Genomic DNA, 22,548 nt, shown 5'->3' with positions numbered 1-22,548 from the left:
TTATTATTTGTTGTACAACTCTACGATTAATTGTTCTTTAATGTTTTCTGGAATCTGAAGTCTTGCAGGTACAGAAACAAAAGTTCCTTCTTTAAGATCATTATTCCAAGTAATCCATTCATAAACATGACTTGAATTTGACAAAGAACGTTCGATAGCTTCTAAAGATTTAGATTTTTCACGAACTGCAACTTTATCACCAGGTTTAAGGTGGTAAGAAGCGATATTTACAACTTCACCATTTACAGTAACGTGTCTGTGAGAAACTAATTGTCTAGCACCTCTTCTAGAAGGAGCGATACCCATTCTAAAAACAACGTTATCTAATCTTGCCTCACATAATTGTAAAAGAACTTCACCAGTAACACCTTTAGTAGCTGATGCTTTTTTGAATAAATTTCTGAATTGTTTTTCTAAAATTCCGTAAGAATATTTAGCTTTTTGCTTTTCCATTAACTGAACAGCGTACTCAGATTTTTTACCTCTTTTTTTAGCCATCCCGTGTTGTCCAGGTGGGTAATTTCTTTTTTCGAAAGATTTATCATCTCCGAAGATTGCTTCGCCAAATTTACGAGCAATTCTAGTTTTAGGACCAGTATATCTTGCCATTTCTAAAAAATTAAATTTAAGGTAGAGATTATGAATTCAGGTCAAATCCTTCGATAATCTATATCCTACCTTGTTATACTATAAATAAATAAATTAAACTCTACGTCTTTTTGGAGGACGACATCCGTTGTGAGGCATTGGAGTAACATCGATAATCTCTGTAACTTCAATTCCACCATTATGAATAGAACGGATAGCAGACTCACGTCCGTTTCCTGGTCCTTTTACATAAACTTTTACTTTTTTAAGTCCAGCCTCAAGAGCTACTTTACTACAATCTTCTGCTGCCATTTGGGCTGCGTATGGAGTATTCTTTTTAGAACCTCTGAAACCCATTTTACCAGCTGAAGACCAAGAAATAACTTCACCTTTTTTGTTAGTCAAAGAAATGATGATGTTATTGAAGGTAGCAGAAATATGAGCTTCTCCCGTTGATTCAACGATAACTTTACGTTTTTTTGCAGTTGCTTTAGCCATATTACTTATTATTTAGTTGCTTTTTTCTTGTTAGCAACAGTTTTTCTTTTACCTTTTCTTGTTCTAGAGTTGTTTTTAGTTCTTTGCCCTCTTAACGGAAGACCAGATCTATGACGGATACCTCTGTAACAACCAATATCCATTAAACGTTTGATGTTTAAAGAAACCTCTGAACGTAATTCTCCTTCAATTTTGTAAAATGAAACTGCATCACGAATTGCTCCGATCTCATCATCATTCCAATCTTGAACTTTTTTGTCTTGGCTAACTTGAGCTTTTTCTAAAATCTCAATAGCTCTACTTCTTCCTAATCCAAAGATATAGGTAAGTGCTATAACACCTCTTTTATTTTTTGGGATATCTACCCCTGCTATTCTTGCCATAATTATCCTTGTCTTTGTTTAAATCTAGGATTCTTTTTGTTTATTACGTACAATCTCCCTTTTCTACGCACAATGATGCACTCGGGACTTCTCTTTTTTACTGATGCTCTAACTTTCATAGTGAATATCCTTTAATATCGATAAGTAATTCTTGCTTTTGACAAATCATAAGGACTCATTTCTAGTTTCACTTTATCACCAGGTAATAACTTGATGTAATGCATACGCATTTTACCAGAAATATGAGCAATTACGATATGTCCATTTTCTAACTCTACACGGAACATCGCATTTGACAATGCTTCAATGATTGATCCGTCTTGTTCTATTGCTGATTGTTTTGCCATAAATATATTAAGCTACCGCTTTTCTATTTTTACCAGTCTTCATTAAACCATCATAATGTTTGTTTAACAAGTATGAATTGATTTGCTGAATAGTATCTATTGCAACTCCAACCATAATTATTAATGAGGTACCTCCAAAAAACATTGCCCAAGATTGTTGTACATCCATAATACTTACAACAATAGCTGGGAACACAGCAATCAAAGCAAGGAATAAAGATCCTGGGAAAGTTATTAAAGACATCACTTTATCTAGGAAGTCTGAAGTTTCAGCACCTGGACGAACGCCCGGGATAAAACCACCACTTCTTTTTAAATCATCAGCCATTTTGTTCGTAGGAACAGTAATTGCAGTGTAGAAAAATGTAAATACAATAATTAAAGTTGCAAATACAAAATTGTACCAAAAACCGAACATATTACTAAATGCTCCAACAATAGATTGTGATGTGTCTGATTTAGACAATCCAGCTACAGCTGCAGGTATAAACATAATTGCCTGAGCAAAAATGATTGGCATAACTCCAGAAGCATTAAGCTTAAGAGGAATCCATTGTCTATTACCACCTGCTAAGTCTTGCTCATAATCACCAGTTGTTGTACGACGAGCGTATTGAACCGGGATTCTACGTACTGCCATTGTAAGCAATACACAAGCAATAATCACTAATAACCACACAATAATTTCAATAACTAATAACATTGGACCACCATTGTTATTGGTAACTCTCGTTGTAAACTCTTGAATAAAAGCTTGCGGTAAACGAGCTAAGATACCAACCATAATTAATAATGAAATTCCATTTCCAATACCTTTATCAGTAATTTTCTCTCCAAGCCACATAGCAAAGATTGTACCTGTTACCAAGATGATAACTGATGAGAACAAAAATTCAGGAGAATTAAAGCCTAGTAAGAATGCACTACCAGGCAATGTTCTGTATAAATTATAGATATAAGTTGGACCTTGAACCAGTGTAATAGCTATAGTCAACCAACGAGTGATTTGATTAATCTTTTTTCTACCACTTTCTCCATCGTTTTGAAGTTTTTGTAAATAAGGAATCGCAATTCCCATCAACTGAACTACAATAGACGCAGAAATATAAGGCATAATACCTAAAGCAAAAACTGAAGCTTTAGAGAAAGCACCCCCAGTAAACATGTCTAGGATAGATCCTAAACCATTTTTAGTTTGTCCCGCTAAACCAGTTAATTGAGTTGCGTCAATTCCAGGAAGCGTAACGTGTGCACCAAAACGATATACTAAAAGCAATCCTAATGTAATTAAGATTCTGTTTTTCAGTTCTTCGATTTTCCAAACATTACTTATTGATTCAATAAATTTCTTCATCTTAATAGATAAGTTATATAGTTACAGCTTCTCCACCAGCAGCTTCAATAGCAGCTTTTGCAGTAGCAGTAAATTTGTGGGCAGTTACTTTTAATTTTGCTTTCAACTCTCCTCTACCTAAAATCTTAACGATTTCATTTTTGGTAGCTAGACGATTTGCTACGAAATCTGTCATAGAAACAGAATCAGTAATCACACCATTGTCTACTAATAATTGAAGCGTATCTAAATTAACACCTTCGTATTCTTTACGATTGATGTTTGTGAAACCAAACTTAGGCACACGTCTTTGAAGTGGCATTTGCCCTCCCTCAAAACCAATCTTTTTAGAATAACCAGAACGAGATTTTGCTCCTTTGTGACCTCTTGCAGCAGTGCCACCTTTTCCAGAACCTTCTCCTCTACCTAATCTTTTATTTTGATTGTGTGTTGACCCTTCAGCTGGTTGTAAGTTACTTAAATTCATAACAGTATTTGTTATTTAGCTTCTTCGACAGAAACTAAGTGTTTAACTTTGTTTATCATCCCAAGGATAGCAGGGTTTGAATCATGCTCTACAACTTGTCCCATTTTACGTAGACCCAAAGCTTCCAAACCTCTCTTTTGAGAAAGAGGACAGTTGATTTTGCTTCTTACTTGTTTTACTAATAATTTAGCCATAATTTCCTTGAATTAACCTTTAAAAACTTTTTCTAAAGAAACACCTCTTTGTTTTGCAACAGTATAAGCGCTTCTCATTTGTAATAAAGCATCAAAAGTTGCTTTAACTACGTTATGAGGATTTGATGATCCTTGAGATTTAGATAATACATCGTGAATACCTACTGATTCAAGAACTGAACGAACAGCTCCACCAGCAATAACTCCTGTACCATGAGAAGCAGGAATTAAGAATACACGTGCACCACCAAATTTACCTTTTTGTTCGTGAGGAACAGATTGTCCGTTCAAAGGAATTTTTACTAAATTTTTCTTAGCATCTTCTACTGCTTTCGCAATTGCTTCAGAAACGTCTTTAGATTTTCCTAATCCGTGACCAACTACTCCGTTTTCATCACCTACAACTACAATAGCAGAAAAACCGAAAGCTCTACCCCCTTTTGTAACCTTAGTAACACGATTAACACTTACCAGACGATCTTTAAGTTCAAGACCACTTGGTTTTACCAATTCTACATTTTTGTATTTAGACATAATATATTAGAATTTAAGTCCAGCCGCTCTTGCGCCTTCTGCTAATGATTTAATACGACCGTGATATAAATAACCTCCTCTATCAAAAGTGATGGTATCAATCCCAGCTTTTAACGCTTTCTCCGCAACTAGTTTTCCAACAGCAGCAGCGATTTCAACGTTAGTACCTTTTCCTATTTCTTTTTCTCTTGAAGATGCAGCTAATATAGTAACTCCATTTACATCATCAATAAGTTGAGCGTAAATTTCTTTGTTACTTCTAAATACAGATAGTCTTGGATTAGTAGCAGTACCACTGATCGATTTTCTAATTCTGAATCTAATTCTCTGTCTTCTATCAGATTTTGTTAATGACATAATCTTATTTTTTAAGCTGATTTACCTGCTTTTCTTCTTAATACTTCACCCACAAATTTAACACCTTTTCCTTTGTATGGTTCTGGCTTACGGAAACCTCTGATTTTCGCAGCAACCTGACCTAAAAGTTGTTTATCAAATGATGTTAATTTTACTATAGGGTTTTTACCTTTTTCAGATATTGTTTCTAAAACTACTTCCGGAGCAACTTCTAAAACAATATTGTGAGAATATCCAAGAGCTAAATCTAACTTTTGACCTTGGTTTGAAGCTCTATAACCAACTCCAACTAATTCAAGTTCTTTTGTAAAACCTTCAGATACACCAATTATCATATTATTGATTAATGATCTGTATAATCCGTGTTTTGCTCTTTGGTCTTTATGATCAGACGATCTTTCTAATAGAACCTGATCGCCTTCAACTTTTACAGTAATGTCCGAAAACTCCTGAGTTAGTTGACCTTTTTTTCCTTTTACCGTAACGATACCGTCTTTAACTTCTACAGTTACTCCAGCAGCGATTACAATTGGGCTTTTACCTATTCTTGACATCTTATTTAGTCTTTAAAATTAGTATACGTAACAAATTACTTCACCACCTACATTTAATTGTTTCGCTTGCTTTCCAGTCATAAGACCTTTTGAAGTTGAAACAATTGCAATTCCTAATCCATTAAGGATTCTTGGTAATTTGGCAGCACCTGCATATTTACGTAAACCAGGTTTACTAATTCTTTGGATATCTTTAATTACTGGCTCTTTAGTATCTTTATCATACTTCAAAGCGATTTTGATTGAACCCTGAACAGAGTTGTCTTCAAATTTGTAACTCAAGATATAACCTTGATCAAATAAGATCTTAGTTATTTCTTTTTTTAGATTAGAAGCTGGAATTTCAACAACTTTGTGGTTTGCAGCCACAGCGTTACGAACTCTAGTCAAATAATCTGCAATAGGATCTGTATACATATGTATTTGATTGCGACTATGGTTTTCGGGAGGCACCCGCCTCCCGAACCTTTAATCAATTAAAATTATTTTTTGGTTTGCAAAAGTAGTAACTTATTGCGAGATTACCAAGATGCCTTTTTAACTCCAGGAATTAATCCATTATTAGCCATTTCACGGAAAGTTACACGTGAAATACCGAATTGACGGATATACCCTCTTGGTCTACCTGTTAATTTGCAACGATTGTGCAAACGAACTGGTGAAGCATTTTTAGGTAATTTTTGTAAACCTTCAAAATCTCCAGCCTCTTTCAAAGCTTTTCTTTTCTCAGCATACTTTGCTACCGTTTTTTCTCTCTTAACCTCGCGGGCTTTCATTGATTCTTTAGCCATGTCTTAATTCTTTTTAAAAGGTAATCCTAATTCAGCCAATAATGACTTTGCTTCCTTGTCTGTTTTTGCAGTAGTAACAAATGTAATATCCATTCCTGAAATTTTGTTTACTTTGTCAATATCAATTTCCGGGAAAATGATTTGCTCCAAAACTCCAAGGTTGTAATTACCTCTTCCGTCGAAACCAGTAGCTTTAATACCACTAAAATCTCTAACGCGTGGTAAAGCAGAAGTAACAAGTCTATCTAAAAACTCATACATTCTTTCTCCACGTAAAGTAACTTTTGCTCCAATAGGCATCCCTTTTCTCAATTTAAAAGACGCAACGTCTTTCTTTGAAATTGTAGATACTGCTTTTTGTCCAGTGATCTTTGTTAACTCATCAACTGCATAGTCAATAAGTTTTTTATCAGATACAGCTGCACCAACTCCACGGCTCAAAACGATTTTCTCAAGTTTTGGAACTTGCATTACGTTTGTATATCCGAATTCCTCTTTAAGAGCAGAGATTACTCTACTCTTATATTCTTCTTTTAGTCTAGGTGTATATGCCATTACTATAGTACTTGATTAGATTTTTTTGAAAATCTTACTTTCTTATCTCCTTCTACTCTAATACCAACTCTAGTTGTTTCCTTAGTTTTAGGATCAATTAGTGAAATGTTAGATATTTGTATAGAAGCTTCTTTCTTAACGATACCACCTTGAGGGTTTTTCGCACTTGGTTTTGTATGTTTCGAAACCATGTTTACACCTTCAACTATCGCTTTATTTTTCTCACGGTAAACACGTAAAACTTTACCTTCAGCACCTTTATGGTCTCCAGCAATAACTCTTACGATATCTCCTGATTTTATTTTTAGCTTTATCATCTTAAAACGAATTAAAGCACTTCTGGTGCTAATGATACAATTTTCATGAATTGTTTTTCACGAAGTTCTCTTGCTACCGGACCAAAAACACGAGTTCCTCTCATTTCCCCTGCAGCATTCAAAAGAACACATGCATTATCATCGAAACGGATATAAGAACCATCAGCTCTTCTCACTTCTTTTTTGGTACGTACAACAACTGCAGTTGAAACAGCTCCTTTCTTAACGTTACCGTTAGGAGTTGCATCTTTAATAGATACTACAATCTTGTCACCAACAGAGGCATACCTTCTTTTGGTACCTCCTAAAACACGGATAGTTAAAACTTCTTTTGCTCCCGTGTTATCTGCTACTTTTAGTCTTGATTCCTGTTGTACCATAATTATTTAGCTCTTTCTAAGATTTCAACTAATCTCCAACATTTTGTTTTACTTAAAGGACGCGTTTCGCTAATTCTTACAGTATCTCCAATGTTACAGTCGTTTGTTTCGTCGTGTGCAACGTATTTCTTTGTTTTCAACACGAACTTACCGTATAATGGGTGTTTTACTTTTCTTACTTCAGCAATAACAATAGATTTATCCATTTTATTTGAAGTAACAACACCTATTCTTTCTTTTCTTAAATTTCTTTTTTCTTCCATCTTTCAGCAGAATACAATTATTGTAACTCTCTTTTAGTTAGCTCTGTAGCCAATCTTGCAACTGTTCTTCTTACACTTCTAATTTGAAGTGGGTTCTCAATTGGAGAAATAGCGTGGGCCATTTTTAGGTCAGCATATATCTTCTTAGTTTGACTAAGTTTTTCTTGCAACTCCGCTGCAGAAAGATCTTTTATTTCTGATTGTTTCATAATATAATATAAATTATGCTTCGAAATCTCTAGCAACGACGAACTTAGTTTTTACTGGAAGCTTTTGAGCTGCAAGACGTAAAGCCTCTTTTGCAACTGATAAAGGAACTCCTCCAACTTCAAACATAATTCTTCCGGGTTTAACAACGGCAGCCCAATATTCAACGGCACCTTTACCTTTACCCATACGTACCTCAAGAGGTTTCTTAGTAATTGGTTTGTCTGGAAATATTTTGATCCATAATTGTCCTTCTCTCTTCATGAAACGAGTTGCAGCGATACGCGCAGCTTCGATTTGACGAGAGGTTAAGAACATTCCATCTTCATGTACAGATTTAATACCAAACATTCCATTAGAAAGTTCATGCCCTCTTTGAGAGTTACCTTTCATTTTACCTTTTTGTACCTTACGGTATTTTGTTCTTTTAGGCTGTAACATTTTTCTTTAGTTTAAAAATTTACTTTCTTTTACGAGCGTCTGGTTTACCACCTTTATTAAAAGGTTTTCTGTCTCCTCTCGGAGAATCTCCACCTTTACCACCACCAGTTCCAGATTGTTTTTTATCCATTCCTGCAAGTGGAGAAAGATCTCTCTTTCCATAAACTTCACCTTTCATGATCCATACTTTGATACCCATTCTACCGTAAGTAGTGTGAGCTTCAGCCAAAGCATAATCAATGTCAGCTCTGAAAGTTGATAGAGGAATTCTACCTTCTTTGAAACCTTCTGAACGCGCCATCTCAGCACCATTCAAACGACCAGAAATCAAAACTTTGATACCTTCAGCGTTCATACGCATAGAAGCAGCAATAGCCATTTTGATTGCACGTCTGTAAGAGATACGGCTTTCGATTTGACGAGCGATGCTTGTCGCCACAAGATAAGCATCTAATTCAGGTCTTTTGATTTCAAAGATGTTGATTTGAACCTCTTTGTCAGTAACTTTCTTAAGTTCTTCTTTTAACTTGTCTACCTCTTGTCCACCTTTTCCGATAATGATACCAGGTCTGGCAGTAGTGATAGTAACGGTTACAAGTTTCAAAGTTCTCTCGATAATTACTTTTGATACACTAGCTTTTGATAAACGAGCGTGGATATACTTTCTGATTTTGTGATCTTCGGCAAGTTTATCACCGTAATCATTTCCACCATACCAGTTTGAGTCCCACCCTCTGATGATACCAAGTCTATTTCCAATTGGATTTGTCTTTTGTCCCATGCTGCTTAAGAATTGCTTTGTGTGTTATTGATAGCTCCAAGCACGATTGTCACGTGATTAGAACGTTTTCTTATTCTGTGTGCACGACCTTGTGGAGCTGGACGAAGTCTTTTCAACATCATTCCACCATCTACTCTGATCTCTTTAACAAATAATCCAGCTTCTTCTAAATTACCTTCACTATTTTTTTGCTCCCAGTTGTTGATTGCAGATAATAATAGTTTCTCTAATTTTCTTGAAGCCTCTTTAGAACTGAATCTTAAGATGTTAAGTGCTCTTTCTACCTTCTGACCTCTTACCAAGTCCGCTACTAAGCGCATTTTTCTAGGTGAAGTAGGGCAGTTATTCAATTTTGCGAAAGCAATAGACTTATTAGCCTCTTTTCTCGCATCTGCTGTTTCTCTTTTACGAACTCCCATTGCTTCTTATTTTTTACCTTTATTTTTTGCTCCAGCATGACCTCTAAAAGATCTAGTTGGTGAAAACTCTCCTAATTTGTGACCTACCATGTTTTCTGTTACGTAAACTGGTACAAATTGACGACCGTTATGAACTGCGATAGTCTGTCCAACAAAGTCTGGAGTAATCATAGAAGCTCTAGACCAAGTCTTTACCACTCCTTTATTTCCGTTTTCAATGTTTTCCTGAACTTTCTTGTCTAACTTATAATGAACGAAAGGTCCTTTTTTTAATGAACGTGCCATATCTTATTATTTCTTTCTACGTTCTACGATATACTTGTTACTCGGGTTTTTCTTAGAACGAGTTCTATAACCTTTTGCTGGTATTCCATTTCTTGAACGTGGATGTCCACCAGAAGAACGTCCTTCTCCACCACCCATTGGGTGATCAACAGGGTTCATTGCAACAGGTCTTGTTCTAGGTCTTCTTCCTAACCATCTTGTTCTACCAGCTTTTCCTGATACAACTAATTGGTGGTCTGAATTAGAAACAGCTCCAATTGTAGCCGAACAAGTTAACAAGATCAATCTTGTTTCACCAGATGGCATTTTGATTGTAGCATATTTTCCATCTCTTGCCATTAATTGAGCAAATGTACCAGCCGAACGAGCGATAACCGCTCCTTGACCTGGACGTAACTCAATACAAGAGATTACAGTTCCTAAAGGAATTCTGCTTAAAGGCAATGTATTACCAATTTCTGGTTGAGATTCTGGACCAGAAACTAATTTCTGACCAACTTTCAATCCGTTTTGAGCAATTACATAAGTTTTCTCTCCATCAGCGTAAGCTAATAAAGCGATAAATGCAGTACGATTTGGATCGTATTCGATTGATTTCACTGTAGCCGGAATTCCGTCTTTAGTTCTTTTGAAATCAATAATACGATATCTCTGCTTGTGACCACCACCCGTATAACGCATGGTCATCTTTCCTTGACTATTTCTACCTCCAGAGTTTTTTATCGGCGCTATCAAAGAGCGTTCCGGCTTATCAGTTGTAATGGCGTCATAACCATTCACAACTCTAAATCGCTGACCTGGGGTAATAGGTTTTAATTTTCTTACTGACATTTTTCTATCTTAGATATTGTTGTAAAAATCAATTGTTTCTCCTTCTTGTACTTGAACAATCGCTTTTTTATATGCATTTGTCTTTCCACTGATCAAACCACTTTTAGTGTATTTTGTGCTTCTATCCGGTCTTACGTTCATCGTGTTAACTGAAACGATAGTTACTCCATAAGCAGCTTCAATAGCTTTCTTAATCTGAACTTTGTTTGCTTTTTTGTCAACAACGAATCCGAAGCGGTTTAAAACTTCACTTTCTTTGGTTACTTTTTCTGTTACTATAGGTCTAATTATGATACTCATATTCCTATTATTTGCTTAAATTTTCTTCGATTAACTCCAAAGAACCTTCTAAAAGCACTAAATTGTTAGTGTTTAAAATAGCGTAAGTGCTTAATTCTGAGCTAGTTACGACATTAGAAGCCTTTAAATTGCGTGAGGACAAATATACATTTTTATTCGACTCTCCCAACACAAATAGAGATTTTTTATTTTCTAACCCTAAAGCTTTCAAAACGTTAATGAAATTTTTAGTGTTTGGCGCTTCAAAATTAAAGTCTTCAAGAACGATGATATTCGCCTCTTTTGCTTTGATTGAGAAAGCTGATTTTCTAGCCAATCTTTTCAAAGATTTATTCAATTTGAATGAATAACTTCTTGGTCTTGGTCCAAAAACTGTTCCACCACCTTTAAACAATGGATTCTTAATACTTCCCGCACGAGCAGTACCAGTTCCTTTTTGCTTTTTAATCTTACGTGTACTTCCTGTCACTTCAGCTCTTTCTTTAGCTTTGTGAGTACCTTGTCTTTGATTAGCAAGATATTGCTTAACATCAAGGTATACAGCGTGATTGTTTGGTTCAATTGCGAATACTGAATCAGAAAGTTGAACTTTTCTTCCAGTATCTTTTCCGTTGAAATCTAATACTTTTACTTCCATTACTTCTGAATGATTACATAAGAGTTTTTATGTCCAGGAACACATCCTTTAATAACAAGTAGGTTCTTTTCAGCAACCACTTTTAAAACTCTAAGGTTTTGAACTTTTACATTGTCTCCTCCCATTCTTCCAGCCATACGCATTCCTTTGAATACTCTAGATGGATATGAAGAAGCTCCCACAGAACCCGGCGCTCTTAAACGGTTGTGTTGACCGTGAGTTGCTTGTCCAACACCACCAAATCCGTGACGTTTAACAACCCCTTGAAAACCTTTACCTTTAGATACACCTTGTACATCTACAAATTCTCCTTCAGCAAAAATAGAAACATCAATAAGATCTCCTAATTTTTGTTCAGTTGCAAAATCTTGAAATTCAACGACTTTTTTCTTAGCAACAGTTCCAGCTTTTTTAAAGTGACCTAAAGCCGCTTTAGTGGAATGTTTCTCGTTTTTGTCATCGAAACCAAGTTGCAACGCTTCGTACCCGTCAACACCTTTGGTTCTGACTTGGGTAACAACACACGGCCCAGCCTCGATTACTGTACAAGGAATGTTTTTCCCGTTTTCGTCGAAAATACTAGTCATGCCGATTTTTTTACCAATTAACCCAGACATAAATATTAATTATTAATTACTAAAATTCCCTTCAATTTGAAAATAACAGAAATTTCCAAACAGGGAGTGCAAAAGTAGATATTAAAATTGAATATACCAAACAGTTACAAAAATTAAATCGCTCATTATCAAAATCAAAGCATCATTCACTCTTCTTTAAATATTTTATTTCGTGTAAAAAACAAATTTAAACACTTTAACACACATCTTTATTTAGCTTAATAATTAGTTAGTCCAACTAATAAAAAACATCCGCAACAGCCTAAACTAAAGACATTTCAGTAAAAACAAAAATAATTTCTAAAAAAATATATCAAAAAAAAACACCCATCAAAACTTTTAGCCACAAAAAAAAGCGAGACATTTCTATCTCGCTTTTTATATGTAAAATATAATAAATAAATTATACTTTTATTTCTACTTCAACTCCACTTGGCAATTCAAGTTTCATTAATGCATCAATAGTTTTAGATGAAGATGAATAAATATCAATCAATCTCTTGTATGACATTACTTCAAATTGCTCTCTCGCTTTTTTGTTAACGTGCGGAGAACGCAACACAGTGAAAAGTTTTTTGTGAGTTGGCAACGGAATTGGACCTGTTACAACTGCCCCAGTAGTTTTTACTGTTTTTACGATCTTTTCAGCAGATTTATCTACCAACATGTGATCGTAAGATTTTAGTTTTATTCTGATTTTTTGACTCATTTTCTTAAGAATTAAGCGTTACCTTTTGCTTTTTTAATTACAGCTTCTGAAATATTAGAAGGTGTTTCTGCATAATGTGAAAACTCCATTGTTGAAGTAGCTCTACCAGAAGACAATGTTCTTAATGTTGTTACATATCCAAACATTTCTGATAAAGGCACATCAGCCTTAATAGTTTTAGCACCATTTCTGTCACCCATGTCATTAACCTGACCTCTACGACGATTGATATCACCTACGATATCCCCCATGTTTTCTTCAGGAGTAATAACCTCCATTTTCATGATAGGCTCAAGAATAATAGCTCCAGCAGCCTTAGCTACTTCTCTATAACCCATTCTAGCTGCTAATTCAAAAGAAAGCGCATCAGAATCGACAGGGTGGAAAGATCCGTCTGTCAAAGTTACTTTCAAACTATCCACTTGATAACCAGCCAAAGGACCAGTTTTCATAGCTTCACGGAAACCTTTTTCTACAGATGGAATATATTCTTTAGGAACGTTACCACCTTTTACTGCATTAATAAATTGCAATCCTACAGGAACTTTACCATCAACTTCATCAGCTGGCTCAAGTGTAAATACAATATCACCGAATTTACCACGACCTCCTGATTGTTTCTTATAAGTCTCTCTATGAGTTGCAGTTCTTGTAAACGCTTCTTTATACTCAACTTGAGGCTCACCTTGGTTCACTTCAACTTTAAATTCACGTTTCATACGATCTACCAAGATATCTAAGTGAAGCTCACCCATACCTGAAATAATTGTTTGACCTGAAGCCTCATCTGTTCTAACAGTAAATGTCGGATCTTCTTCAGCTAATTTAGCCAAAGCCATACCCATTTTATCAACGTCAGCTTTAGTTTTAGGTTCAATCGCAATACCAATTACCGGTGCAGGGAATTTCATAGACTCAAGAATAATTGGATGCTTTTCATCACACAATGTATCTCCAGTTTTAATATCTTTAAATCCAACAGCAGCTCCAATATCTCCAGCCTCAATATATTCGATTGGATTTTGTTTGTTTGCGTGCATTTGGTAAATACGAGAAATTCTTTCTTTATTTCCTGAACGAGTGTTCAAAACATAAGAACCAGCATCTAAACGACCAGAATAAGCACGGAAGAAAGCTAAACGACCTACGAATGGGTCAGTAGCAATTTTAAATGCCAAAGCAGCGAACGGCTCTTTCACATCTGGTTTACGCAAGATTTTAGTTTGATCTTCTTCTAACAATTCAGCATCATCAGGATGAATTCCTTCGATACCTTCCTTATCCATTGGAGAAGGTAAATATTTACAAACTGCATCCAACATAAATTGAACACCTTTGTTTTTAAAAGAAGAACCAGCGATCATAGGAATGATTGCCATATCCATAGTAGCAGCTCTTAAAGCATTGTTAATTTCTTCCTCTGTAATAGAGTTTTCATCTTCCATGAATTTCTCTAAAAGATTTTCATCATAATCAGCAACCGCCTCAATAAGAATAGATCTGTATTCTTTAACCTCTGCTAACATATCCTCAGGGATTGGCACAATATCAAAAGTCGCCCCTTGAGTTGCATCATGCCAGATGATAGCTTGATTTTTTACTAAATCCACAACACCTTTGAAATCATTTTCTTCACCAATTGGCAAAGTGATCGCAACAGCGTTAGATTTTAACATATCGCGAACTTGTTGACAAACTGCCAAAAAGTTAGATCCTTGACGATCCATTTTATTAACGAATCCCATACGAGGAACTCTATATTGATCAGCAAGTCTCCAGTTAGTTTCTGATTGAGGCTCAACACCATCAACAGCACTAAACAAGAAAACCAAACCATCAAGTACACGTAAAGAACGGTTTACCTCTACAGTAAAGTCAACGTGTCCAGGAGTATCAATAATATTAAAGTGATATGGTAATGATTCAGGTAAAATTTTACCTTGCTCGGTTGGAAAATTCCATTCACAAGTTGTAGCAGCCGAAGTAATTGTAATACCTCTTTCTTGCTCTTGCGCCATCCAGTCCATTGTTGCAGCACCATCGTGCACCTCACCAATTTTATGTGACTTTCCAGTATAAAAAAGGATACGCTCAGTTGTTGTTGTTTTACCAGCATCAATGTGAGCAGCAATTCCGATATTTCTTGTATATTTTAAATCTCTAGCCATTTCTTACGAATTAAAATCTAAAGTGAGAGAAAGCTTTATTAGCTTCTGCCATCTTGTGAGTATCCATTCTTTTCTTAACCGCAGCACCTTCTTCTTTAGCAGCAGCTAAACATTCTGACGCTAAACGTTGTGCCATAGATTTTTCATTTCTTCTTCTAGAATAAAGTATTAACCACTTCATTGCCATAGAAATTTTTCTGTCTGGTCTAATTTGCATTGGAATTTGAAATGTAGCTCCACCTACTCTACGACTACGTACTTCTACGTGAGGCATAACATTAGTTAAAGCATCTTTCCAAATTTCCAATGAAGATTTTTCTGAATCCTGCTTTTTAGACTCAATGATGTCAATTGCATCATAAAATACTTTGAAAGCTGTAGATTTCTTACCGTCCCACATTAAGTTGTTCACAAAACGCGTTACCAATTGGTCGTTAAACCTCGGATCTGGTAAAAGTGGTCTTTTCTTTGCCGCTCTTTTTCTCATGTCTTTTTCTTAAAAGTTTAAATTACTTTTTTGCTTCTTTTGGGCGTTTAGCACCGTACTTAGATCTTCTTTGCGTTCTTCCTGCAACTCCTGACGTGTCAAGCGCTCCACGAACGATATGATATCTAACACCTGGTAAATCTTTTACCCTTCCGCCTCTAACTAATACTATCGAGTGCTCTTGTAAATTGTGTCCTTCTCCAGGGATGTAAGCATTCACCTCATTACCATTTGTCAAACGTACACGCGCAACTTTACGCATTGCAGAGTTTGGTTTTTTTGGTGTAGTAGTGTAAACACGCGTACAAACCCCTCTTCTTTGAGGACAAGAATCTAAAGCAACCGATTTACTCTTCTTAGTTATCTGAGTTCTTCCTGTTCTTACTAATTGTTGAATTGTTGGCATAATTAATACTAAAAATTTATTATGTATATTAAATTCCCGCTTTTTACGGGGTTGCAAATGTATAAAATATTTTTCACTATACAAACGTTAATCCATTAATTTTCAATAACATTATTTAAGACTATGTTTTTACAAACAAACAATTGATATTTGCAATACTTTTTAATAAATGAAACAATTGCATTTGAAACAGTTATTATACATATTTTTTCTAACCTCATATCTTAGCTGCTATGCCCAAAATTTTCATTTAAAAATAAAGGGAACAAATAACAACGAAGATCAAATTATTGATTCATTAAATTACGCGCTAAACCATCCAAATTTAAAATCTTTGTATGACGAGATAAATAACACTTCCAACAAGCTATCAAAAAAAGGATATTTAGACAACAAAATACTAGAAACAAACAAGGCAAACGACAGTTCATACCTCTGCATTATATCATTAAAAACAAGAACAAAAAAGATACATATATATATAGGTAGAAATAATCTTTTTTTTGATTCATCAGAAACAAATAATGACACCTTAATTTTACCTTATGAAGAAACCGAAATCTATCTAAATCAAAAGATAATTGAAGCAGAAAAACAAGGTTTTGCCTTAAGTAAAATAAAGCTTGAAAATATACGAAGAGAGAATTTGACAATTTTCGCAAGCCTAAATTTTAAATCCGAAAAAAAACGTCAGATAAATTCGATTATCCTGAATTACACAAATAACAAAGACAAGGCTCAATTCCCAAAAGGACACCTAAAACAACTTAATAAAAAATACCTGCATAAAACTTTCAATCAGGAAATCACCAAACAACTTTACAACGAAATCAATAGTTATGAATTTGTAAGTCAAACAAAATATCCGGAAATATTATTCACAAACGATTCCACTAAAATTTACATCTACCTCGAAAAAAGAAAAGCAAATACTTTTGATGGATATATAGGCTTTTCAAACGACAAAGAAAAAAAAGCAAACCTAAACGGATACCTGGACATATCACTATCAAATACTCTTCATGCAGGTGAACAGTTTTCATTATACTGGAAAAGCGACGGTAATCAACAAAAAACTTTTAATACTAAACTAGAAATTCCATATATCTTTAAGTCTTCATTAGGTTTGAAAGCCCAATTAAACATATTCAAACAAGACAGCACTTTTCAAAACACAAAAACCGCAATCGATCTGGGTTATTATACCAATTACAATTCAAAAATTTATCTTGGATACCAAGCAACAGAATCCAGTGATATTCAAAACACAAACAACTCAACAATTAGCGACTTCAAAAACTCTTATATCACATCAAGTTATGAATTTAAAAAAACAGATCATTTAAACAATCTTATTCCAAAAAAAGCGAATATAAACTGGATAATTGGATACGGAAAAAGAAATACCAACAACGACCCTGCAACAGCGGGAAGCAGTCAACAATTTTACACCAACTTAAATGTGTCTTATAATTTTGAGCTAAATGAAAAGAACTTCATTAACATAAATTCACAAAATTTTTATCTTAACAGTAAAAATTACATTTCTAATGAATTATTTCGTTTTGGAGGAATAAATTCAATACGAGGCTTTTTGGAAAACAGCTTACAATCTAACTTTAATTCTTTAATTCTTACAGAGTACAGATATAAATTTTCAAAAAATATTTATGTTAACACTATAACTGATTACGGACTTTACCAAGACTTAACAAGCATAACCAACCCAAACAAAATAAAAAAATTAATAGGATTAGGAATTGGAACCTTAATTCAGACGCCAAACGGATTACTTAAGATTAACCTCACAAACGGAGGGTCAAATGTTCAAGAAATACAATTATATAACACTATCATAAACATATGTTATAATGTTAAATTTTAGCAGTAACCGAAAAAAGTTTAAATTAATATTAGGATAGTTAACAAATTATTAAGAGTTTTGCGATACTAATTCAAAATATTTAAAAATGAAACTAAAGTTCAATGGATTCTTAGTACTTTTATTAGTACTAGTGGCGCAACTTACTTTTGCGCAAGAAAGAGCTGTTTCAGGAATTGTAACCGATAATACAGGTATGCCTTTACCAGGTGTAAGTGTGTTAGTGAAAGGAACAAAATCTGGAACACAAACTGATTTTGATGGTAAATTTTCTATCAAAGCATCAACAAGCCAAGTTTTGGTATTTAGCTACATTGGGATGAAAACTCAAGAAATAGCTGCAAGTTCATCAGCAATTAACGTAAAGCTACTTGGAGATGCACAACAACTTGAAAGTGTTGTCGTAACAACAGCTTTAGGTATTAAAAGAGAGAAAAAATCTCTTGGTTATTCTGCTCAATCAGTATCAGCTGAACAAGTATCAACAGTTCCGACAGGAAACTTTGTAAACAACTTGTCAGGAAAAGTTGCTGGTCTTAGTGTAACTCAAGGTACAAACTTTGGAGGATCTACGAACGTTGTTCTTAGAGGTTTCAAATCACTTTTAGGAGACAACCAGGCTTTATTTGTAGTTGATGGTGTGCCAATTCTGAACAATAACGTAAACAGTAATGATCAAAAAAGTGGTAGAGGTGGTTACGATTACGGTAATGCCGCATCAGATATCAACCCAAATAATATTGCTGAAATCAACGTACTTAAAGGTGCTGCTGCAACAGCTCTTTACGGATCTAGAGCTCAAAATGGTGCGATCATCATTACTACTAAAAAAGGAAAATCAAGAACTGATTTATCAGTTGAATTTTCTTCATCTTACACTATGTCTACTGTAGACAAAGATACATTCGCTAAATACCAAACTGAATACGGTCAAGGATATTTCGGACAAAGATTTTCAACTTACAACGGTGAGCCAAGATCTAGATCTGGAGATGATGCTTCTTACGGTCCTAAATATGATGGTTCTCAAGTATGGCAATATGATGCATTTATACCTGGATCACCTACTTACGGTCAAAAAACTACATGGGAAGTTGCAAAAAATGGTCCAATCGAATTTTTTGATACAGCAACATCTACAATCAACAACATTTCATTAAATGGAGGTACTGAAAAAGCTACTTACAGATTAACGTATGCCAACACAAACAGCAGTGATATTTTACCTAACTCATTGTTAAGTAAAAACAATTTTAATGCTTCAGCTACTTACAAATTCAATGACAAGTTAAGTTCTACTTTCAATGCAACTTATGTATCACAGAATACAAGAAACAGAAATACAACTGGATACGGAGGAAACCAAATTGCTGGTTTTAGACAATGGTGGGCTACAAATGTTGACTTAAAGGAACAAAGAAGCCTTTATGAAATGAGTCACCAAAACTACACATGGAACATTAAAAGTGCTGCAGATATTACTCCTGCTTATTGGGACAACCCTTACTTCCAAAGATACGAAAACTACAACAATGATAGCAGACAAAGAGTTGCTGCAAATGCAAGTATAACTTACGATGTAAATAAAAATTTAAGTTTTACAGGTAGATTAGGTACTGATGGGTTTAATTTAAAAACTGAAGACAGAATTGCTGCAGGTTCAACTCCGGCAACTCTTGGATCTAATTCAAATCTTCAAAACTTACCAGCGCAACCATCAGGTTACGCCTTAGATCTTTATAACTTTAGCGAGCAAAATTATGATTTCCTTGCAACTTACAAAAAAGACCTAACTGAAGATTTAAATCTTAATGTGCTTCTTGGTACTAATTACAACGTACAAAGTAGATTCAGTAATCAACAAATGACATCAGGAGGATTATACATTCCTGGATTATATACTATTTCTAATTCTGTTTCTGCTCCGGCTTTACCAAGAATTATAGACACAAGAAAAGAAGTACTAGGTTTATTTGCACAAGCAACATTAGGCTACAAAGGAACTTACTATTTAGAAGGTTCTGTAAGAAGAGATCAATCTTCTGCTCTACCTCAAGATAACAATGCATATTGGTATTCTGCAGTATCAGGAACTGTTGTTTTCTCAAACTGGTTAAAAGATGTTGAATTCATCAACTTTGGTAAATTTAGAGCTGCTTACGCTCAAGTAGGTTCTGATACAGATCCTAACCAATTATTGAATTCTTACACTGCAAGAAATCCATTTGGAACTCCAGTTTATTCATACAACACAACTGCAAAAAATGCAAATTTAAAACCACAACAATTAGACAACGTCGAGTTAGGTTTGAATATGCAATTTGCAAATAACAGACTTGGATTTGATGTGGCTTGGTTCCAAAACAAAGCATATGATCAAATCTTACCATTACCAGTATCAACATCTACCGGATCAGCATTCAACACTATCAATGCTGGTACATTAACAACAAAAGGATTTGAGGTTACACTTACTGGAACTCCAGTTAAAACAGAAAATTTCTCTTGGGATGTAAGCGTAAACTGGTCTAATCCTAACACTAAAGTTACAGAATTAGCTCCTGGTATTGAAAATATCAACATTAATTCTCTTCAAGGAGGTATCAGTATCAACGCTCCTCTTAACCAGGATTATGGACAAATTTGGGGAACAACATACGTATTAGATGATGCTGGTAACAGAATTATTGGATCTAACGGTGCATATGAAGTTTCTACAACTACTGATAATAAATTAGGAACTTATCAAGCAGAATGGATTGGTGGTATTAATAACAAATTCAACTATAAAAATCTTTCTTTTAGCTTCTTAATTGACGTGAAAAAAGGTGGAAGTCTTTTCTCACTTGATCAATACTACGGATACGGAACAGGTATCTATGCTAATTCAGTTGGAAATAATGACTTAGGAAATCCAATCAGAAACACATTAGCTAATGGTGGTGGTGAAATTTTACAAGGTGTTATGGCAAACCCTGCTTACACTCCTGCAAATGGTCAACCACAATACATAACTAATACAACAAGATTAGACAGAGCTCAATCTAGCCAGGTTTTAGGTACAGATCCTCCTGCTGCTGCATTCGTTTACGATGCTGGATTTGTTAAATTAAGAGAGGCTGTTATAACTTATAATCTTCCTTCAAGCATTTTAGGGAATTCTATTAAAGGCGCTTCATTTAGCGTAATTGGTAATAATCTTTGGATCATTGACAAAAGCTTACCATACGCTGATCCAGAAGCTGGATTATCTTCAGGTAACACTCAAGGGTACCAATCTGGACCTATGCCGACAACAAGAAATATTTCTTTTAATGTCAAAGTTAATTTTTAAAAAAAATGAAAATGAAAAAAATAATAGCAATATTAACAATTGGCCTGTCAATGGCGGCTTGTGTTAATGAAGATGCAAATACAGATCCAAATAGTGCCTATAGCACTGTGCCGGGTTCGCTAATTACATATGCTCAAAAAGAATTAAGTGATTACATTAACACACCAAGTGTAAATGAGAACAACTTTAGACTGACGATGCAATACTGGCAAGAGACAACTTATGTAAATGAAAGTAATTATGACTTTACAAACCGAAATGTTTCAAACCAAATATATACAGACAATTATGTAAATGTCTTGAACAATCTTGGTAAAGCAAAAGAGATCATTAATCTTTACGAACCAACTCCTACTGAATTAGCAGATTGGCCAGCAAACAAAAAGACTCAATTAGCTATAATTGATATTATGCAAGTATACACTTATCAACTTTTAGTAGATACTTTTGGTAATATCCCTTACACTCAAGCTGCAAACCTTGTTGCTTACCCATTACCTTCATATGATGATGGAGCAACTATTTACTCAGATTTGATCACAAGAATCAATGCTGATATTACTGCTTTAACTAGTGGTACCGCAAACAGCTTCCCAACGTTTTCTGACGGAGATAAAATATATGGAGGTGATCCAGTTGCATGGCGCATATTTGCTAACTCTTTAAAATTAAAGTTAGCAATTGGAATCGCTGATTCAAACCCAACATTAGCACAGACTACAGCAACTTCAGCTATTGCTGCAGGAGTAATGACATCTCCAGCTAATAACGGGCAATTTCAATATTTAGATCCTTCACCAAATTACAATCCTTTGTATGAAAACTTAGAAGCAAGTGGTAGAGAAGACTTTGTTGGTGGAAAAACTTTAGTTGATTATATGAACGCAAGTAACGATCCGAGGATAGATAATTACTACACAGATGTAGAGGGTGAATTTATTGGTTTACCAATTGGTGAAGGTGGTGAATTTGCAGAGTTTTCTCATGCTGGAGAGTATGCATATACACCAACAACACCAGGAGTTATCTTAACTTATACAGAAGTTGCTTTTTATGTAGCTGAAGCAAATGCTCGTTGGAATACAGCAGCTGCACCTGCTGCTTACTCTGCAGCAGTTACTGCTTCTATTTTAGAGTGGGGTGGTACAGCAACAGAAGCTACAGCTTATCTTTTGACGAAACCATACGACGCAATTAATTGGAAAAAATCAATTGGAGAGCAAGCTTGGGTAGCGATGTATAATCAAGCTTTAACTTCTTGGAATTTCTGGAGAAGATTAGATTTCCCAGTTCTATTGGCACCTCCTACAGCTATTAATAATGCTGGCGGTAAAGTTCCTGTAAGAATGACTTACCCAGTTCTTGAACAACAAACAAATAGTACAAACTGGAAAGCTGCTTCAACGGCTATCGGTGGAGATTTATTGACAACAAAACTTTTCTGGGATAAAAATTAATTTATA

At 34.8% G+C, this 22,548-nt stretch carries 33 protein-coding genes; 3 read left to right on the top strand and 30 right to left on the bottom strand.

The features are described 5' to 3' along the window. Nucleotides 1-3 precede the first annotated feature (3 nt). From rpsD to rpsL, 30 genes are all read right to left on the bottom strand, one after another. Nucleotides 4-609: a 30S ribosomal protein S4 gene (rpsD, locus tag AC6CH4_RS08365; protein WP_026982953.1), complete on the bottom strand. Its 606-nt coding sequence runs from the start codon at nucleotides 607-609 to the stop codon at nucleotides 4-6. A 93-nt stretch (nucleotides 610-702) separates the two neighbouring features. Further along, nucleotides 703-1,086 (bottom strand): 30S ribosomal protein S11, encoded by a 384-nt coding sequence (gene rpsK, locus AC6CH4_RS08360; protein WP_007803677.1) that lies wholly within the window; start codon nucleotides 1,084-1,086, stop codon nucleotides 703-705. Nucleotides 1,087-1,094: 8 nt separating this feature from the next. Continuing rightward, entirely contained in the window at nucleotides 1,095-1,469 is a 375-nt protein-coding gene (gene rpsM, locus AC6CH4_RS08355) for a 30S ribosomal protein S13 (RefSeq protein WP_007803675.1), read from the bottom strand. A 2-nt stretch (nucleotides 1,470-1,471) separates the two neighbouring features. Continuing rightward, nucleotides 1,472-1,588 carry a type B 50S ribosomal protein L36 gene (ykgO, locus tag AC6CH4_RS08350; RefSeq protein ID WP_072945378.1) on the bottom strand — a complete coding sequence of 39 codons (117 nt, stop codon included), beginning with the start codon at nucleotides 1,586-1,588 and terminating at the stop codon, nucleotides 1,472-1,474. A 12-nt stretch (nucleotides 1,589-1,600) separates the two neighbouring features. Further along, nucleotides 1,601-1,816 carry a translation initiation factor IF-1 gene (gene infA / locus AC6CH4_RS08345; protein ID WP_007136545.1) on the bottom strand — a complete coding sequence of 72 codons (216 nt, stop codon included), beginning with the start codon at nucleotides 1,814-1,816 and terminating at the stop codon, nucleotides 1,601-1,603. Between the two features lie 7 nt (nucleotides 1,817-1,823). Then, complete coding sequence (gene secY / locus AC6CH4_RS08340; RefSeq protein WP_056195286.1) at nucleotides 1,824-3,170, bottom strand: preprotein translocase subunit SecY; 1,347 nt, start codon at nucleotides 3,168-3,170, stop codon at nucleotides 1,824-1,826. 13 nt (nucleotides 3,171-3,183) lie between these two features. Next, nucleotides 3,184-3,636 carry a 50S ribosomal protein L15 gene (gene rplO / locus AC6CH4_RS08335; protein WP_026982954.1) on the bottom strand — a complete coding sequence of 151 codons (453 nt, stop codon included), beginning with the start codon at nucleotides 3,634-3,636 and terminating at the stop codon, nucleotides 3,184-3,186. A gap of 11 nt (nucleotides 3,637-3,647) precedes the next feature. Then, on the bottom strand, nucleotides 3,648-3,830 hold the full coding sequence (rpmD, locus tag AC6CH4_RS08330; RefSeq protein WP_017495010.1) for a 50S ribosomal protein L30: 183 nt from the start codon (nucleotides 3,828-3,830) through the stop codon (nucleotides 3,648-3,650). A 12-nt stretch (nucleotides 3,831-3,842) separates the two neighbouring features. After that, on the bottom strand, nucleotides 3,843-4,367 hold the full coding sequence (gene rpsE, locus AC6CH4_RS08325; RefSeq protein ID WP_085950271.1) for a 30S ribosomal protein S5: 525 nt from the start codon (nucleotides 4,365-4,367) through the stop codon (nucleotides 3,843-3,845). 3 nt (nucleotides 4,368-4,370) lie between these two features. Beyond that, nucleotides 4,371-4,721: a 50S ribosomal protein L18 gene (gene rplR / locus AC6CH4_RS08320; RefSeq protein WP_007803661.1), complete on the bottom strand. Its 351-nt coding sequence runs from the start codon at nucleotides 4,719-4,721 to the stop codon at nucleotides 4,371-4,373. An 11-nt stretch (nucleotides 4,722-4,732) separates the two neighbouring features. Further along, nucleotides 4,733-5,275 carry a 50S ribosomal protein L6 gene (gene rplF, locus AC6CH4_RS08315; RefSeq protein ID WP_056195281.1) on the bottom strand — a complete coding sequence of 181 codons (543 nt, stop codon included), beginning with the start codon at nucleotides 5,273-5,275 and terminating at the stop codon, nucleotides 4,733-4,735. A gap of 18 nt (nucleotides 5,276-5,293) precedes the next feature. Next, the gene (rpsH, locus tag AC6CH4_RS08310; RefSeq protein ID WP_017495014.1) at nucleotides 5,294-5,692 is read right to left on the bottom strand and encodes a 30S ribosomal protein S8; all 399 of its coding nucleotides are present in this window, start codon (nucleotides 5,690-5,692) and stop codon (nucleotides 5,294-5,296) included. Nucleotides 5,693-5,796: 104 nt separating this feature from the next. After that, entirely contained in the window at nucleotides 5,797-6,066 is a 270-nt protein-coding gene (gene rpsN, locus AC6CH4_RS08305) for a 30S ribosomal protein S14 (RefSeq protein ID WP_007803655.1), read from the bottom strand. 3 nt (nucleotides 6,067-6,069) lie between these two features. Next, the gene (gene rplE / locus AC6CH4_RS08300) at nucleotides 6,070-6,621 is read right to left on the bottom strand and encodes a 50S ribosomal protein L5 (RefSeq protein WP_007803652.1); all 552 of its coding nucleotides are present in this window, start codon (nucleotides 6,619-6,621) and stop codon (nucleotides 6,070-6,072) included. A 2-nt stretch (nucleotides 6,622-6,623) separates the two neighbouring features. Further along, nucleotides 6,624-6,938 carry a 50S ribosomal protein L24 gene (gene rplX, locus AC6CH4_RS08295; protein WP_007803650.1) on the bottom strand — a complete coding sequence of 105 codons (315 nt, stop codon included), beginning with the start codon at nucleotides 6,936-6,938 and terminating at the stop codon, nucleotides 6,624-6,626. Between the two features lie 11 nt (nucleotides 6,939-6,949). Beyond that, nucleotides 6,950-7,318: a 50S ribosomal protein L14 gene (gene rplN / locus AC6CH4_RS08290; RefSeq protein WP_007803649.1), complete on the bottom strand. Its 369-nt coding sequence runs from the start codon at nucleotides 7,316-7,318 to the stop codon at nucleotides 6,950-6,952. A gap of 2 nt (nucleotides 7,319-7,320) precedes the next feature. Continuing rightward, nucleotides 7,321-7,581: a 30S ribosomal protein S17 gene (gene rpsQ, locus AC6CH4_RS08285; RefSeq protein WP_007803646.1), complete on the bottom strand. Its 261-nt coding sequence runs from the start codon at nucleotides 7,579-7,581 to the stop codon at nucleotides 7,321-7,323. Nucleotides 7,582-7,598: 17 nt separating this feature from the next. Next, nucleotides 7,599-7,790, bottom strand: coding sequence for a 50S ribosomal protein L29 (gene rpmC / locus AC6CH4_RS08280; protein WP_007803639.1), 192 nt, complete (start codon nucleotides 7,788-7,790; stop codon nucleotides 7,599-7,601). Between the two features lie 13 nt (nucleotides 7,791-7,803). Further along, nucleotides 7,804-8,229 (bottom strand): 50S ribosomal protein L16, encoded by a 426-nt coding sequence (rplP, locus tag AC6CH4_RS08275; RefSeq protein ID WP_007803637.1) that lies wholly within the window; start codon nucleotides 8,227-8,229, stop codon nucleotides 7,804-7,806. A 19-nt stretch (nucleotides 8,230-8,248) separates the two neighbouring features. Then, nucleotides 8,249-9,010, bottom strand: coding sequence for a 30S ribosomal protein S3 (gene rpsC / locus AC6CH4_RS08270; RefSeq protein ID WP_007803635.1), 762 nt, complete (start codon nucleotides 9,008-9,010; stop codon nucleotides 8,249-8,251). 5 nt (nucleotides 9,011-9,015) lie between these two features. Further along, the gene (gene rplV, locus AC6CH4_RS08265) at nucleotides 9,016-9,429 is read right to left on the bottom strand and encodes a 50S ribosomal protein L22 (protein ID WP_007803631.1); all 414 of its coding nucleotides are present in this window, start codon (nucleotides 9,427-9,429) and stop codon (nucleotides 9,016-9,018) included. Nucleotides 9,430-9,435: 6 nt separating this feature from the next. After that, on the bottom strand, nucleotides 9,436-9,714 hold the full coding sequence (gene rpsS / locus AC6CH4_RS08260) for a 30S ribosomal protein S19 (RefSeq protein ID WP_007803626.1): 279 nt from the start codon (nucleotides 9,712-9,714) through the stop codon (nucleotides 9,436-9,438). Nucleotides 9,715-9,720: 6 nt separating this feature from the next. After that, entirely contained in the window at nucleotides 9,721-10,545 is an 825-nt protein-coding gene (rplB, locus tag AC6CH4_RS08255; RefSeq protein ID WP_007803623.1) for a 50S ribosomal protein L2, read from the bottom strand. Nucleotides 10,546-10,554: 9 nt separating this feature from the next. Continuing rightward, nucleotides 10,555-10,845 carry a 50S ribosomal protein L23 gene (gene rplW / locus AC6CH4_RS08250; RefSeq protein ID WP_310278824.1) on the bottom strand — a complete coding sequence of 97 codons (291 nt, stop codon included), beginning with the start codon at nucleotides 10,843-10,845 and terminating at the stop codon, nucleotides 10,555-10,557. Between the two features lie 7 nt (nucleotides 10,846-10,852). After that, the gene (gene rplD, locus AC6CH4_RS08245) at nucleotides 10,853-11,482 is read right to left on the bottom strand and encodes a 50S ribosomal protein L4 (RefSeq protein WP_026982957.1); all 630 of its coding nucleotides are present in this window, start codon (nucleotides 11,480-11,482) and stop codon (nucleotides 10,853-10,855) included. Continuing rightward, complete coding sequence (gene rplC / locus AC6CH4_RS08240; RefSeq protein WP_007803612.1) at nucleotides 11,482-12,099, bottom strand: 50S ribosomal protein L3; 618 nt, start codon at nucleotides 12,097-12,099, stop codon at nucleotides 11,482-11,484. The genes rplD and rplC overlap by 1 nt, the downstream gene beginning before the upstream one ends. A gap of 403 nt (nucleotides 12,100-12,502) precedes the next feature. Next, entirely contained in the window at nucleotides 12,503-12,808 is a 306-nt protein-coding gene (gene rpsJ, locus AC6CH4_RS08235) for a 30S ribosomal protein S10 (protein ID WP_007803605.1), read from the bottom strand. An 11-nt stretch (nucleotides 12,809-12,819) separates the two neighbouring features. Continuing rightward, nucleotides 12,820-14,976 (bottom strand): elongation factor G, encoded by a 2,157-nt coding sequence (fusA, locus tag AC6CH4_RS08230; RefSeq protein WP_056195273.1) that lies wholly within the window; start codon nucleotides 14,974-14,976, stop codon nucleotides 12,820-12,822. Nucleotides 14,977-14,986: 10 nt separating this feature from the next. Further along, the gene (gene rpsG, locus AC6CH4_RS08225) at nucleotides 14,987-15,463 is read right to left on the bottom strand and encodes a 30S ribosomal protein S7 (RefSeq protein ID WP_007803600.1); all 477 of its coding nucleotides are present in this window, start codon (nucleotides 15,461-15,463) and stop codon (nucleotides 14,987-14,989) included. A gap of 22 nt (nucleotides 15,464-15,485) precedes the next feature. Further along, nucleotides 15,486-15,869 carry a 30S ribosomal protein S12 gene (gene rpsL, locus AC6CH4_RS08220; protein WP_007136570.1) on the bottom strand — a complete coding sequence of 128 codons (384 nt, stop codon included), beginning with the start codon at nucleotides 15,867-15,869 and terminating at the stop codon, nucleotides 15,486-15,488. 334 nt (nucleotides 15,870-16,203) lie between these two features. On the opposite strand from rpsL, the gene AC6CH4_RS08215 reads away from it, so the two are divergent. The 3 genes from AC6CH4_RS08215 (at nucleotide 16,204) to AC6CH4_RS08205 (ending at nucleotide 22,542) form a co-directional block, all read left to right on the top strand. Beyond that, complete coding sequence (locus AC6CH4_RS08215) at nucleotides 16,204-17,754, top strand: BamA/TamA family outer membrane protein (RefSeq protein ID WP_498101940.1); 1,551 nt, start codon at nucleotides 16,204-16,206, stop codon at nucleotides 17,752-17,754. Nucleotides 17,755-17,839: 85 nt separating this feature from the next. After that, complete coding sequence (locus AC6CH4_RS08210) at nucleotides 17,840-21,085, top strand: SusC/RagA family TonB-linked outer membrane protein (RefSeq protein ID WP_498101938.1); 3,246 nt, start codon at nucleotides 17,840-17,842, stop codon at nucleotides 21,083-21,085. 11 nt (nucleotides 21,086-21,096) lie between these two features. Then, nucleotides 21,097-22,542, top strand: a complete 1,446-nt coding sequence (locus AC6CH4_RS08205; protein WP_498101936.1) for a SusD/RagB family nutrient-binding outer membrane lipoprotein — start codon at nucleotides 21,097-21,099, stop codon at nucleotides 22,540-22,542. Nucleotides 22,543-22,548 lie beyond the last annotated feature (6 nt).

The sequence above is a fragment of the Flavobacterium sp. GQ95 genome (genome assembly GCF_059758655.1).
Note: the sequence above shows the minus strand (reverse complement) of the source record. Positions and strands in the feature narration are given on the sequence as shown.